This window comes from Haloferax volcanii DS2, from assembly GCF_000025685.1.
In the GTDB taxonomy this organism is placed as follows: domain Archaea; phylum Halobacteriota; class Halobacteria; order Halobacteriales; family Haloferacaceae; genus Haloferax; species Haloferax volcanii.
In genome coordinates, this window is sequence record NC_013967.1 from 1876446 (window position 1) to 1890152 (window position 13707).

Sequence of the window (13707 nt, forward strand, 5' to 3'; positions counted from 1 at the left end):
GCAGGCTTTTTCGAGATAGCGTAGACTCCAACCCATGACAGACACGACCGCACCAGCAGTTCAGCTCACGGACATCACGAAACGCTTCGGCGACGTCGTCGCCAACGACAGCGTCGACCTCACCCTCGACCGCGGGTCGATTCACGCCGTCATCGGTGAGAACGGCGCGGGTAAGACGACGCTGATGAACGTCCTGTACGGCCTGTACGACCCGAACGAGGGGACCATGGCCGTCGACGGCGAACCCCGTTCGTTCGACTCCCCCAGGGACGCCATCGCGGCGGGCATCGGGATGATTCACCAGCACTTCCAGCTCGTCGACAACATGACCGTCCTCCAGAACATCGTGCTCGGTCACGAGCCCTCGACGCGGGGCCTCGTCGACGAGCAGGCGGCCCGTCGTCGCATCACCGACATCTGCGACACCTACGGCTTCTCCGTCGACGAGCACCTCGACACGCCAATCGAAGAGCTCGGACTCGGCATCCAACAGCACGTCGAAATCGTCAAGAGCCTCTATCGAGGTGCCGACACGCTCATCCTCGACGAGCCGACGGCCGTGTTGACGCCCCAAGAAGTCGAGGGGCTGTTCGACGTGATGGAGGCGCTCACCGCCGACGGGCGGTCGCTCATCTTCATCACCCACAAGCTGGACGAAGCGATGCACGCCGCCGACGACATCACCGTCCTCAGAGACGGGAGCGCAGTCGGGACGGTCGACGCGGCGGCGACCTCGCAGAACGAACTCGCCCGCATGATGGTCGGCCGAGAGGTGCTGTTCGACGTCGACTCGCGGGGCGGAACCCCCGGCGAGGTCGCGCTCACCGTCGACGGCGTGACCGTGCGCGACGAGCGCGGGCTCGAACAGGTCCGCGACGTGAGCCTCTCGGTTCGGGAAGGAGAGATTCTCGGCATCGCCGGCGTCGAGGGCAACGGCCAACAGGAGCTCATCGAGGCCATCACCGGGATGCGAACCCCGGAGCGGGGCACGGTCTCGCTCCAAGGGCGCGACATCACCGAGCTGTCCCGTCGTCGCCGCATCGAAGACGGCGTCTCGTACGTCCCCGGCGACCGGCTCGAAGAAGGCCTCGTCCAGGACTACTCGCTCGTCAGGAACGCGCTTTTGAGCAATCAGACGATGGACGCCTTTTCGGACGGGCTCTTCCTCGACTGGCAGCGAATCGGTGACCACGCCGACGAGATAATCGAAGCGTACGACGTGCGCCCGCGGAACCCCGAGGCGACCGCGAAATCGCTCTCGGGCGGCAACCAACAGAAGTTCATCGTCGGCCGCGAACTCGAACGCGACCCGTCGGTGCTCGTCGCGGCCCATCCGACCCGCGGCGTCGACATCGGCTCTATCGAGTTCATCCACCAGCGGTTCCAGGACATGCGGGCGGAGGGCGTCGCCATCCTCCTCGTCTCGTCGAAGCTCGACGAGGTTCAGAAGCTCTCTGACCGCACGGCAGTCATGTACGAGGGGTCGGTCGTCGACACCGTCGACCCCGACGACGTGACCGAAGAGGAACTCGGCCTGCTGATGGCAGGCCGGGCTCGGGACGGCACCGAACGCGCGGCGCGCGGCGCGGAGGGTGACGCGTGAGCGACGCTGCGACCGGCGTCCGGTCTCTCGCGGACCGCATCGCCGCCCGGATGCTCGACGCCTCGGTGCTCGAACGCGTCGTCATCGCGCTCGTCGCGACCGCGCTCGCGTTGCTCATCGGCGCGGTCATCGTCGCCGCCTCGGGGTACGACGCCGTCGAGTTCGTCTCGTCGCTCGTCTACGGCGCGGTCGGGAACGTCTCGAACCTCGCGTTCATGCTCCGGCAGTCGTCGATGCTGATTCTGACGGGCGTCGCGGTCGCGGTCGCGTTCCGCGCGGGCGTGTTCAACATCGGCGTGCAGGGCCAGTTCGTCGTCGGCGGCTTCGCGGCCACCCTCGGCATCCTGTTCGCCGCGCCGCTGCTCCCGAATTCGCCGGTCTCCGCGATTCCGCTGTTGGCGCTGGCCACGCTGTTGGCGCTGGCGGCTGGCGGCGCGTACGGGGCGCTCCCGGGCGTGATGAAGGCGTACGCCGGTGCGAACGAGGTCATCACGACCATCATGCTGAACTTCATCGCCTCGGGTGTCGTCTACTTCCTGCTCGACGCGTATCTCCGCCCGGAAGGGGCGGCCGCGCCGAACACCGAACAGTTCCCCGACTACGTCGGACTGCCCGGACTCGTCTTCGAGAGCCCGTCGTTTTCGATTCTCGGACTCGGCGTGGCGCTCCTGACGGTCGTCGTCGTCTATCTGGTGATGGACCGGACCGGTTTCGGATACGACCTCGTCACGAGCGGCTACCAAGAGCCGGCGGCCAAATACTCCGGCGTCGACCCCAAGCGGATGATCGTTCGGACGATGACCATCTCCGGGATGATTGCCGGCCTCGCCGGCGCACTGTTTGCGATTATGATTCTCGGCTATTACAGCGACCCCAACACGTTCCCCACGTTCGGCTTCGACGCCATCGCCGTGAGCCTCCTCGCGGCGAACAACCCGCTCGGCGTGGTTCCCGCCGGCCTGCTGTTCGGCGGCCTCGACGCCGGCGGCCAGTACATCGGCTTCACGCTCGACGTGCCGAGCGAACTCGTCGACGGCGTCATCGGCCTCATCGTCCTGTTCGTCGCCGCGCCGGAACTGTTCCGCGCGGCGGGGCAGCACACCTCGCTCGGAGGTGACCGCGAATGAGCACCGCTCGCGCGCTTCTCGACGACCAGCGGACGCTCGTTGGCGCGCTCGTCGCGCTCGTCGCCGTCATCGCGCTTCTGCTTTTCGTCGACCTTCCGGGGTCTGACCTCGTGACGGTCGGCGCGCTCGAACGCGCCTTGCAGGCGGCGACGCCCATCGCGCTCGCGGCCATCGGCGGCCTGTACGCCGAGAAAAGCGGCGTGTTCAACATCGGGCTGGAGGGGTTCATGATATTCGGCGCGCTCGTCGGTGCCGCGGTCGCGTGGCTCCTCGCCGGCGACGGGAGTATCACGCAGGCACACCTCTGGGTGGCCTTCGTCGCGGTCGCGGTCGTCTCCGGCGTGCTGGCGACGCTGTTTGCCGTCCTGTTGATTCGGTACGAGGCCAACCAAATCGTCGCCGGCCTCGCCGTCTGGTTCATCGGCCTCGGCTTCGGGCCGTTCGCCGCCACCGTGCTGTGGGGCGGCGTCTCCAGCCCGTCGCTCCCGAACATCGATACGATTGCCGTGCCCGTCCTCGCAGAGATTCCGGTCCTCGGACGACTGTTCTTCGACGCCTCGCCGCTGGTCTTGCTGACCATCGTGGTCGCCGTCGCGGCGTGGGCCGTCCTGTTCCGGACGCGCTACGGCTACTGGGTCCAGGCGGCCGGCGAGAACCCGGAGGCGCTCGACACCGCCGGCATCGACGTCAACCGCGTCCGCTACGCGACCGTCGTCTTCTCGGGCGTCATGGCCGGCTTGGGCGGCGCGGTCCTGTCAATCGGCATCGGCAGCGGCTTCACCGGCACCGGCGTGACGATGGTCGACGGCCGCGGTTGGATTGCCATCGTCGCGTACCTCTTCGGCAACTACAACCCCCTCGGGACGTACGGCGCGTCGCTCCTGTTCGGGGCGATGGACATGCTCCAGATTCAACTGCAAACCATCGGCATCTCGCTGCCGGGGAGCATCACCGGGTTGTTCCCCTACGTCGCCGTGCTCGTGGTCCTCGTCGGCGTCGGCTACACGCGCGTGCCGTCGGCGGTCGGTGAGTCCTACGACACCGAAGAGTAAGGCACGGCACACTCCCCCTTTCGGCCCCGTTCGCGCCGCTCGACCGACCTGCGGTGGCCGCAGGGCTGTCACCAACGCATACATTCAACTACCGTTCGTCTCGAAAGACAGGCTAGTGACTGTCGACGAACCAACCGTCCGCGAACGACTGAAAACGTTCGGCTTCTCCGACAAAGAGGCCGACACCTACATCGCGCTCTTGGGACAGGGCGAGGCCAAGGCGAGCGAACTCGCCCAGCACGCCGGCGTGTCCAAGCGCTACGTCTACAACGTCCTCGGGAGCTTCGAGGACCGCGGGCTCGTCGAGGTCAACGACCACGAGACGCCGACGACGATTCGCGCCGTCGACCCCGCGGTCGTCATCAGACGGCTCTCCGACCAGTTGTCCTCGCTCGAAACGCAGCTCGAATCCATCCACAACCCCGACCCCGGCGAGGACAGACGCTACGAGGTCATCAAGTCAAAATCCACCGTGAAAAAGCGCATCGCGTCGCTGGTTCGACAGGCCGAAAACGAGGTCAACGTGTCGGTGCCGGCGTCGCTGCTGCCGGACCTCGCACCCGAATTGGAGGCCGCCGTCGACCGGAGGGTGCTCACGCTCGTCCTCGCCAACGGCCACGGCGACGAGGCCGTCTCGGAGTCGACGCTGAAGGGACTCGGCAGCGTCGTCCGCTACTGGGCCGACGGCGGCCCGATGCTCGTCTGCGTCGACCGGCGACACGGGCTGTTCTCCCCGCCGGAGTTCGTCATGGGGCGGGGGTCGGACCACCAGGCGATTAGCTTCACCGAAGACCGCCTCTCCCCCGCGCTCGTGGGGTCGTTTCTCGGAAACTACTGGCCGCTCGCCGAGGAGATTCACCTCCACGAACCGGACGAGCTTCCGGCGACGTACGACCGCTTCCGACACGCGATTTTCGCGGCGACCCGCTATCTGAAACGCGGCTACACGCTCGTCGCGGAAATCGAACTCAGACCGGCGGACTCGAACGAGGCGTTCGAAACCCGGTTCGGGACGATTACCGACGTCACCCAGGGGCTCGTGAAACCGACGACGAACTCGATTCCCATCGAGAACGCGTTCCTCATCGACGACGGCACCGAACAGCTGAGCGTCGGCGGCCCCGGTGCGATCGTCGAACCCTACGAGGCCAGACGCGTGACGCTCGACGTCGTCGAATCGTCCGGCCAGTCGGTCCCGGAACTCATCGCTCGCTCGGACGCGCTCAACCGATGACGGTCGCCGTCCGCCGCGTTCTCCGCCAGTAAGCCGAATTTACAAGCGCTCTCCCCGAACTCCGCGTATGGTCTGCGACCCGCTTTTGACTGTCGAGATGAAGACGACGCTCGCGTTCATGTTCCTCGGGCTCACGTCGTGGTACTTGGCGCAGCGATATCTGAACGACGGGTTCGTCGAACTCGTCGCGCTGTTCGGCGTGGGGGTCGTGCTTCCCACGCTGATCAACGAACTGCGTCAGCGGTCGCGGACGGAGTGAGTCGCGTCTGAAAATATCCGAATAATGATAAAATGCCTCACACACGGACACAAACACCGATTCGTGAGCGTGACGTAATTAGCAGAAATCATATATTTACATAGATAGGTGTCGAAAACGAACGCGTTGCATCTCAAGCGTACGCCTGAACTATCGGTTTTTATTACAGAAAAAGTTAAATTCGGTATGCAGATCTAGCTATATAGATTTTATCAGATTCAAATAACGAATCGTACATGAATTCGAACACCCCGACTCACTGCTCTCGGCGTTTCGCCGCCGAGAAACTGTCTGTTCCCGGTTAGTTAAACGGAGATGTCCGCGTGCGTTGCGGTCTATCCCCACTCCAGGTTCAACGTGGCCGCCCGGTTTGCGAACTCCTCGTCGTCGATTTCGCCGCGCGCGTACTGCGTCCGGAGGTCCTGCATGGCGCTGTCGGCTTCCTTCGGTGGCGTCGTCTCGGTACTCGCCGCCCGGACGCGACTGACGTACACGAGGCTCACTCCTGCGAGTGCGAGAAGCAGGAGGACTCCGGCCGCGAGCCACCACAGCCCCATGCCGCCGGTGGCTGTCGCGCCCCCCGCAGCGACCCCGTGGCCGCCGTGGGGACCCATCGGCCCGTGTCCACCCCACTGGAGTACGACGGTCGCCATTTCGCTCATCTTTCTCACCTCTATGTAGTAGTTCACTCACGGACCGTATCAACTCACGCCGTGATTATCGCTCGCTGGGAACGCCCCCGTCCGGCCGTCCGAATCGCTGTCGAACAGGCACCTCCCGTCGCGACCTCCCGTTTCGTGCGCTGTGAATCAGCCGTCGACGACGTTCTCAAGGACGACCGCTCCGGCGAGGTACACCGGAAGCAGATACAGAATCGCCATCACGGGGAGCACGATGAACATCGGCGTGTGGCCGTCGCCCGTCTCGTACACCTGTGCGGCCAACAGAACGACTATCAATCCGAGGAACAGGTCCGTCCGGTCCATGTGTACCCGTGGGCGAGCAGTCTGTTAGTTGTGGTGTGTCCGAGACCGCTGTGTTCCGAGACACGCGTCAAACAGCAAGTCTAGACTTCGTTCGAGGGATGAGCGAGTCGTTATCGGGACATTCGAATTTGCAGATATATTCCACTGAAAAAGCAGACCATTGACACAAGCAACAGACCGCCGCTCAGCACGTCTCGAAGGCCGCCAGACACGCCCGGGTTCGTCACCAGTCCGAAGGCACCTTCGAACACGACCGACTGACTGACCAGCGCCAACCCTCCAATCGACATCAATAGGTGTGGCACGCGTGCGCTCGCCTCTGAACTCATGTTGCGAGGGTCACAGGCGTCGCTCATGAACGCTGCGTATTCTTTCGTCGTTTGGTGAATGCCTCCGTCGCGCAGTGTTGCGACGAGGCTATCCACCACCTCGGCGTTCGACTACGGTTGCAAGTCCCCGTTGATGATGTCAGCCACGCGCTGTCGGTCGAACAGTCGCTCGGCTTCCGGAACGTCGGGATACGGGCCGCCTTCGTAGGTCGGCCACGCGCCGAACTGCTCGGGATACAACTGCTTGGCGATCATCTCCAACTGGAACAGGTTCATGAGGGGGCCGCCGTAGCGAACTCCAATCGGGAAGACGCGGTCGTTTGCGACCGCCGAGAGGCCCTGCGCAGTCGGCTCGTCGTACAGTTCCTGTTTGGTCGTCGTCCAGTCCGGGCCGAGGCCACCGTCGACGAGGACGACGTCCGGGTCGGCTTCGACGAGCGCTTCCATGTCGATTTGCGTCCCGCTCGGCACGTCGGCGAGTGCGTCTTCGGCGTCGAACACGCGCGTGTGGGCCCGGACCGTCCCGGGGCCGTTGAGTGGGTACACCCAGATGCCGCCTCGCCACAGGAACCGCGCCGTCGACGGCCGCGCCTCCGTCTCTTCGAGGCCGGCCGTAATCGTCGATATGAGGTCTCCGTGGATTTCCGCCAGCGCCTCGTACCGCGCTCGAGCCTGGAACACCGCCGCTACCCGCTCGAAGATCTCCCAGAGCGTGTGATACCGGTACTGGTCCGCCCACCTCGCCGGCGGCTCGCTGTGGTTTCGGCTCAGCGAGTTCCCGAACCACGGGGCGACTTCCGTCCGAATCTCCGCAACGTCGTCGGGCTCCCACGCCTTCATCGTCGCCATCAACGCCGGGTCTTCGAGATGGATATCGCTGTCGAGTTCGTAGAGCTCCTCCTTGTCGGGATTCCAGGTATCCACCAGCCCGGACCAATCGACCGAGACGCCGGGGAGTCGCTCGAATAGCAGGTCGTACAACTGCCCGAACCCCTCCGGGTTGTACATCCCGTTGAGCGACTCGCCCTGCCCGAGTGCGACCGCCATATCTGCGTGGTGAAGCAGGACGGTAAACACGTTCTCCGGGGGCTCGGTGAACTCCACACGACCGGCCGGCGAGAGGGTGGCTGCGTAACGCTCGTCGTCCGTTGGTGTCGCCGTCGTGTTCGCTTCGGTTGTCGGTGGGTCGGACGCCGACTGTCCGCCACAGCCGGCGAGTGCGGCCGTCGCTGCCGCAGCCCCGTACTTCACGTAATCCCGTCGCGTGAGTCGTTTGTACTTGTTCACCATGATTTTAGGCTAGCCTAAAACCAGATAACGGCTTCGATTTTTAGGCAAGCCAAAACACGGTGCGCTGTCGAAGTGTTTACTCTGGTTGGCCGGAGTCTCAGCATTCTGTGTGGGTTTGGTAGCGCCACGCTGTGGCACCGATACGGCTGTTATACCTCACACCGGGCGACCGTCGGTTCCCTCGGTCGTCCCCCTCGAACGCGTCCCACGTCGCGTTCACACTCCGCTTCGGCGTGAACGACGCCGTGCAGCGACAGTCGCCTGCGGGGAGACGGTTACCCAGTAGAGACTGAATCCCAAGCGGGGAGTTACTCCGTTCGCCCGCCGGTCTCTTCTATCGCCTTCGGCCGTAGAACCATTACGAGGCCCAGCATTGCGACAACAATCGCGCTGCCGATGTCCTCGCCAGTGAACACGGTGAGCTCTAAGCCGGCCATCAGTAGTGCGACGACACAGAGGAGCGCGCCGAACCATCTCGTCGACACCGAAATCCACGGTGAGACGATGAACGCAGTAGCGAGCACCCCCAACGCAGCAAACGCCGCGATAGTCCCGCGGTCAGCGAACGCGCTCGGCGCAACAAGCAGTGTGAGACCGGCGACGAGTCCGCCAACGAACAACAACAGCACTCCACCGGCTTGCTCATCGAGCCGATGTGAGACGAACCGATAACCGAACAACAGCGCCAGTATCGTCACCCCACCGAACGCCCGAACCACGTCGGCTGAAGTCGTCGCGTCAACGAGGTTCCGAAGCAGTAGCCCCACGAGAATGAGCGCAATCGCGATCGCTCCGGCGGTCTCTGCCAAATCGAAGTCCCAGCGTGTCCGTCCCACAGTCGAACGAGCGAGAGTGGCTACTTAGTACCGGGAGTGTCGGCCCGCTGGCGTAGCTATGCGGACTTCACCGTCGTACGGACCGGGGCGTACGGTTCACGGTGCACGCGCAGTACGTCTATCCACGTGCAGTCGGTCCGGCTCTCCTCGCGGAACCGTATCGCTCAAAGCGTGGTGCGGGTCGCGCGGTGACGCAACCGACCCAGCGCCGACGGACACGAGACGAACCCACGCAGATTGCACCACCGCGGGCGATACGTTCTTGTCACTCGGTGAGAGCTTCGATGTATGGACGGCAAACGAGTCCTCGTTACTGGCGGTGCCGGATTCATCGGCTCGAATCTCGCGAACCATCTCGCCGAAGACAACGACGTGATTGCGATTGACGACCTCTATCTCGGAACGCCCGAGAATCTGGATGACGCCGTGGAGTTCCACGACACGACGGTCCTCGACGACGACCTCCCGACCGAGGGCGTCGACGTGGTATTCCACCTGGCGGCGCTGTCGTCGTACAAGATGCACGAGGAGAACCCGACGAAGGGTGCCCGCGTCAACATCGAAGGCTTCGTCAACACGGTCGAACAGGCTCGCAAGGACGGCTGCGATACCGTGGTGTACGCGACGACATCGTCGATTTACGGGTCGCGAACCGAGCCCTCGCCCGAGGATATGCCCGTCGAGTCCCGGACGGGCTACGAGGCGTCGAAACTGGGCCGCGAGCGCTACGCGGAGTACTTCCACCACCACTACGATATGCAGTTGGCCGGGATGCGCTTTTTCTCGGTGTACCAGGGCTTCGGCGGCGCGGAAGAACACAAAGGGGAGTTCGCGAATACGGTCGCGCAGTTCACCGACAAAATCGCGAACGGCGAGTCGCCGGAGCTGTTCGGCGACGGCACTCAGACCCGCGATTTCACCCACGTCGACGATATCGTCCGCGGGCTGGAGCTCGCGGCTGACGAGCGGTTGCAGGGTATCTACAACTTGGGGACCGGCGAGAGCTACTCGTTCAACGAGATGGTCGAGATGATAAACGAGGTGCTCGGGACGGACGTCGGCCCCGTGTACGTCGAAAACCCCTTCGAGGTGTACGTCCACGACACGAAAGCCGACTACTCGAAGATACACGACGCGACCGGGTGGGAGCCCCAGGTGTCGTTCGAAGCGGGTGTCGAACGAGTCTGTCAGCCGTATCTCGACGGCTAACGCGCACCTCTCACGGGTGTGTTTCGACCGAGGGGTTGCGTTCACTCTCCGACGCGTGGGGTCGACAGTCGAACCCCCTGGACGGGTCACGCGTCAAACTGCGGTTGTCGCCCGACACGGCGTCGTCGACGCTTCCGGAGACTGCCCCTCCGAGAACGTGTTCGAGAACGATTGACCTCCGTTTCACTTGGCGTTCGTCATTCGATTGCGCCCCCTATCTCGGCACAGTTCCGACCACACGCTCCCCGAGGGGTCCAACAGAGCCATCGCAGTGTGAAGCACTTTGGCGGTGGAGTCCCTCCGTTCTCGAGCGATGGGTCGAACGGTTTCACTCTCCGGGACGTGGTTCAGCTATCTGCTGTACGCGTTCCAACTGACTGCGCTCGCGTTGGTGCTCGTGTTCGTCGTGCCCGCGCTCCAGTACCCGGTCAATCTCTTCTTGGGCGGACTGTTCGCCGCGGTCGTCTTCGCGTCGGGAGTCGCGCTGTGGCGGCGCGCGACCGGACGGGAGGAAGGAAGTCGGCTCGGAACCGCCGAAGACATCACCTACGACCCGTTTGCGGACCCCGGGCAGGCCGCCCGCGACCGGTGGGAACGGGCCGTTCGACGGCTTCCCGGTTCGGACGACGAGGAGTGAACTCCCGAAGGTGTGAGGGCGGTCGGTGGCTCACGAACGACCTCCTCCGTCGGTCTGCCGCCTCCACCGAGTGATACGAACGAACTGCTCCATCGTTCCCGCAGCCAGAGCACCGACGACCGAGCGAATCCGCTGTTCGACGGCGACGACTCGAATCCGGTCGCGCTCGACGACGCGGTCACACCGATGCGACGGACACAATCACTAACTCAATTGACGTTGGATACTGTTAGCTGTGTTCCCAATCTCACACCTGTGGTCCGGCGTGTCCCTCCAAACACCCCCCTTTCCCGTCGGCGTGCGCGAAACGCACGTGACCGGGCTCGTGGTGCTCATCGGACTCATCTTCGGCGGGATGTATCTGTACACTCGCTGGCGTCAGTATCTTCGGTAGACACAGCGACGGACCGCGTTGCACCCTCCCGACGAACAATACCACCGTCGAACTGACGGCCGAGTCAGAGAGTACAGTTCGTACGCTCTCCTCTCTGCTGCCTCGCGCTTTCAACGACGAACGAACGCAGGCGAACTGTACTCTCTCCCGTCCCGCTTCGGCCATCGCGTTCCACGTTAGAGAGTACATTTCGTATGCTTTCCTCAATATGAAGCGTTCTACGAGGGGGTGGGTGTGGAGTTTTGAATGTATCGCGTTGTACAGGTCACCGCAGATGCGATGACGACATGACGGTTCCTCGGGGAGTACCGTTTCGAGTGTATCTGATCTCGTGTCCTTCGCATCGGCCTCGGAGTCTCTGTTTCCGATTTCGTGTGTACCACTTCCTGAGACGCATCTAAACAGATGAAGTCGTGGGGGTCAGATTTTCGTCCCGGATTCTCAGAACGATTTCTTTGCAGTCTATTTCCTTCGTCTCCGGTATACGAACTGGTTCAGTTTACAGTTTGGTTGTCACCCCCCATCGCTTCATGTGTTCTTGTGGTTCGTCTCTATCCACAGCAGCGCTGCACTACCACCGGTATCTCCGTCTCGAACTGGCTTCGACTCGAAGATATTGGCATCTTGAACCCCTGTATGGGTGCTAAACACATGAAGTGGTGGGGGTAGAACGATTACCAAATCCTCTCGGCTACCTGAACAGCCATGACCAACAATGTTGGAGACTCTCCCACCCCACCACTTCATCTGTTCTGATTATCTGCACTGTTTCTGTGTGGTTTGGGGGCTCAATAGTTCGGGTGGTCGCTGGCTCTTAACCATCATTGTCAGTCGTAGACAGATCACACAGCATAGAACAGATGAAGCCACGGGGTTCTTCACTTATATATTCGGAGAACAGATGAAACAGATGAACCGGTGGATATATCTGGTATACAGGTCTGCAACACGTATGGGATCCTTCGAGTTCTCACAATCAAATCAGATCTTCAAAAATCGGGATGTGCTACGTGAGGATTATACCCCCGAAGAACTCGTTGGCCGGGATGAAGAACTGAGTGAGTATCACTCCGCTCTCCAGCCGGTAATCAACAACGAACTCCCGTCGAACATCTTTCTGTACGGCAAGTCCGGTGTCGGGAAAACAGCCGCAACACGATTCTTACTGGATCGGCTCCAAGACGCCGCTCGATCGATTCACGACCTCGACTTGCACGCGGTACGGATCAACTGTGACGGACTCAACACGAGCTATCAAGTCGCCGTAACGATCATTAACCGTCTGCGTAGTCCGGAAGATCAGATTCCCATGACCGGCTATCCACAGTCGAAGGTGTACCAGTTCCTGTGGGAAGAACTCGATCAGTACGGGACCATACTCATCATCCTCGACGAGGTCGACCACGTCAACGACGACTCACTTCTGTATCAGATTCCGCGCGCACGAGACAACGGTTACGTCACGTCAGCGAAGATCGGGCTGATCGGTATTTCGAACGATCTGTCGTACCGAGAAGGGCTTTCGGCAAAGGTCCAATCGAGTCTGTGCGAAAAAGAGGTCTATTTCCCACCGTACGATGCGGGAGAACTCCGTAAAGTGCTCGAACAACGAACCCAAGTCGCCTTCCGTGATGACGCTCTCTCGGAGGACGTCATCCCGCTTTGTGCCGCCTATGGTGCGAAGGATTCGGGTGACGCTCGACAGGCGATTAATCTCCTGTTGGAGGCGGGGGATATCGCACGGAACGAGAACGCACCACAGGTAACGAAACCGCACGTCGACCAAGCCAAACGAAAGCTCGAATCCGACCAAATCACGACTGGGGTGTCGAAGCTCACAGAGCACGCCCGACTGACGCTGTACGCACTTACGACGTTCGCCGCAGACGGTGAGACTCCAGTCACTTCACCGACAATCCGCGAACGCTACCTCGCACTCTGCAGTTCGAGTGGCATCGACCCGCTTTCACATCGGCAGATGCAAAGTCATCTCTCCGAGCTGAAGATGATGGGTGTCATTACGGGCAAAGAGCGGAATCTGGGTCGTCGCGGCGGAAAGAAGGTGCTGTACGGACTCAACTACGACCTCGGGTTAATTACGGAAACCCTCGCCGACACGATCGATGAAATCGGCGTCCACCGCTCGATTCAATCGTTCGCCAAGAACTGCTCGGAGCAGTAACCCACAGAACAGATGAAGTGACGGGGTGTGGGTGGTCATGGCTCCGTTCTGTCTCTCGAAAAAAACAGATGAAGTGGTGGCGTGCCCCGGTCCTCAACTGCCGTCTCACGCGACGTCTGCCTTCCTACCCGAAACCGGTGTTTGGTCGTCTCGTCTCGCGCCGCGAGGGTTGCGTGCAGACCGTCAGGACCCAGTCCCGAAACCGGTGTCTGTTCGGCTCGTCTGCTTCTGCGATCGACGCCTGGCTCCCATAGCCCCCGAATGCGGTGTCCACACGGATGTTTCTGACTCGGAAGCACGCGAAATGCCCACTCTGTATCAGATCGTCTCAGTCTCTCAGTGGATCCTATCTGCTGCTGAAAGACAGTACATCTTGTGTGCCTTTCCCGACTGCATTGGCTTCGATTGGTCGACGAGTCACCCCATGCCGATATCGAAAGAACAGATGAAGTCATGGGGGGAGGGAGGACCGGATCGGACCGTTCTGTGTGGCTCGTTCGACGGCGCGGTTACGGTGATACGACGGACACAATCAACTAACTACATCGATGCTCGCACCGCTATTCGCG

The 13707-nt window shown here is 62.0% G+C and carries 13 protein-coding genes; 9 read left to right on the top strand and 4 right to left on the bottom strand.

The window, feature by feature from the left end; translation table 11 throughout:
* Positions 1 to 34: 34 nt before the first annotated feature.
* The 5 genes from HVO_RS14470 to HVO_RS14490 all read left to right on the top strand — a co-directional run bounded on the left by HVO_RS14470 (position 35) and on the right by HVO_RS14490 (position 5275).
* The gene (locus HVO_RS14470) at positions 35 to 1603 is read left to right on the top strand and encodes an ABC transporter ATP-binding protein (RefSeq protein ID WP_004041917.1); all 1569 of its coding nucleotides are present in this window, start codon (positions 35 to 37) and stop codon (positions 1601 to 1603) included.
* Entirely contained in the window at positions 1600 to 2730 is a 1131-nt protein-coding gene (locus tag HVO_RS14475) for an ABC transporter permease (RefSeq protein ID WP_004041918.1), read from the top strand. The genes HVO_RS14470 and HVO_RS14475 overlap by 4 nt, the downstream gene beginning before the upstream one ends.
* Positions 2727 to 3782 (top strand): ABC transporter permease, encoded by a 1056-nt coding sequence (locus HVO_RS14480; protein ID WP_004041919.1) that lies wholly within the window; start codon positions 2727 to 2729, stop codon positions 3780 to 3782. The genes HVO_RS14475 and HVO_RS14480 overlap by 4 nt, the downstream gene beginning before the upstream one ends.
* A gap of 115 nt (positions 3783 to 3897) precedes the next feature.
* Positions 3898 to 5016: a TrmB family transcriptional regulator gene (locus HVO_RS14485; RefSeq protein WP_004041920.1), complete on the top strand. Its 1119-nt coding sequence runs from the start codon at positions 3898 to 3900 to the stop codon at positions 5014 to 5016.
* Between the two features lie 67 nt (positions 5017 to 5083).
* Positions 5084 to 5275 carry a hypothetical protein gene (locus HVO_RS14490; RefSeq protein WP_004041921.1) on the top strand — a complete coding sequence of 64 codons (192 nt, stop codon included), beginning with the start codon at positions 5084 to 5086 and terminating at the stop codon, positions 5273 to 5275.
* Between the two features lie 335 nt (positions 5276 to 5610).
* Here the strand turns inward: HVO_RS14490 and HVO_RS14495 are convergent, their stop codons facing one another.
* The 4 genes from HVO_RS14495 to HVO_RS14510 all read right to left on the bottom strand — a co-directional run bounded on the left by HVO_RS14495 (position 5611) and on the right by HVO_RS14510 (position 8689).
* Entirely contained in the window at positions 5611 to 5937 is a 327-nt protein-coding gene (locus HVO_RS14495; protein ID WP_206043018.1) for an SHOCT domain-containing protein, read from the bottom strand.
* A 147-nt stretch (positions 5938 to 6084) separates the two neighbouring features.
* A complete protein-coding gene (locus HVO_RS21010; RefSeq protein ID WP_004041923.1) occupies positions 6085 to 6261 on the bottom strand; it encodes a hypothetical protein in 177 nt (58 codons plus the stop codon).
* A 440-nt stretch (positions 6262 to 6701) separates the two neighbouring features.
* Complete coding sequence (locus HVO_RS14505; RefSeq protein ID WP_004041925.1) at positions 6702 to 7880, bottom strand: ABC transporter substrate-binding protein; 1179 nt, start codon at positions 7878 to 7880, stop codon at positions 6702 to 6704.
* A 308-nt stretch (positions 7881 to 8188) separates the two neighbouring features.
* Positions 8189 to 8689: a hypothetical protein gene (locus HVO_RS14510; protein ID WP_218623717.1), complete on the bottom strand. Its 501-nt coding sequence runs from the start codon at positions 8687 to 8689 to the stop codon at positions 8189 to 8191.
* Between the two features lie 315 nt (positions 8690 to 9004).
* Here HVO_RS14510 and HVO_RS14515 point away from each other — a divergent pair, with 315 nt between their 5' ends.
* The 4 genes from HVO_RS14515 (at position 9005) to HVO_RS14525 (ending at position 13138) form a co-directional block, all read left to right on the top strand.
* A complete protein-coding gene (locus HVO_RS14515; RefSeq protein WP_004041927.1) occupies positions 9005 to 9925 on the top strand; it encodes an NAD-dependent epimerase/dehydratase family protein in 921 nt (306 codons plus the stop codon).
* Positions 9926 to 10238: 313 nt separating this feature from the next.
* Positions 10239 to 10562 (top strand): hypothetical protein, encoded by a 324-nt coding sequence (locus HVO_RS14520; RefSeq protein ID WP_004041928.1) that lies wholly within the window; start codon positions 10239 to 10241, stop codon positions 10560 to 10562.
* Positions 10563 to 10827: 265 nt separating this feature from the next.
* The gene (locus HVO_RS21425; protein ID WP_257721171.1) at positions 10828 to 10956 is read left to right on the top strand and encodes a hypothetical protein; all 129 of its coding nucleotides are present in this window, start codon (positions 10828 to 10830) and stop codon (positions 10954 to 10956) included.
* Positions 10957 to 11908: 952 nt separating this feature from the next.
* A complete protein-coding gene (locus tag HVO_RS14525; RefSeq protein WP_013035620.1) occupies positions 11909 to 13138 on the top strand; it encodes an orc1/cdc6 family replication initiation protein in 1230 nt (409 codons plus the stop codon).
* The last annotated feature ends 569 nt before the right edge of the window (positions 13139 to 13707 follow it).

Bases quoted from the DNA above. Each gene is read 5' to 3' on its own strand.
- HVO_RS14515 (WP_004041927.1), top strand. From the start codon at position 9,005: ATGGACGGCAAACGAGTCCTCGTTACTGGCGGTGCCGGATTCATCGGC.
- HVO_RS21010 (WP_004041923.1), bottom strand. From the start codon at position 6,261: ATGGACCGGACGGACCTGTTCCTCGGATTGATAGTCGTTCTGTTGGCC.
- HVO_RS14495 (WP_206043018.1), bottom strand. From the start codon at position 5,937: ATGAGCGAAATGGCGACCGTCGTACTCCAGTGGGGTGGACACGGGCCG.
- HVO_RS14505 (WP_004041925.1), bottom strand. From the start codon at position 7,880: ATGGTGAACAAGTACAAACGACTCACGCGACGGGATTACGTGAAGTAC.
- HVO_RS14525 (WP_013035620.1), top strand. From the start codon at position 11,909: ATGGGATCCTTCGAGTTCTCACAATCAAATCAGATCTTCAAAAATCGG.
- HVO_RS14470 (WP_004041917.1), top strand. From the start codon at position 35: ATGACAGACACGACCGCACCAGCAGTTCAGCTCACGGACATCACGAAA.
- HVO_RS14480 (WP_004041919.1), top strand. From the start codon at position 2,727: ATGAGCACCGCTCGCGCGCTTCTCGACGACCAGCGGACGCTCGTTGGC.
- HVO_RS14520 (WP_004041928.1), top strand. From the start codon at position 10,239: ATGGGTCGAACGGTTTCACTCTCCGGGACGTGGTTCAGCTATCTGCTG.
- HVO_RS14490 (WP_004041921.1), top strand. From the start codon at position 5,084: ATGGTCTGCGACCCGCTTTTGACTGTCGAGATGAAGACGACGCTCGCG.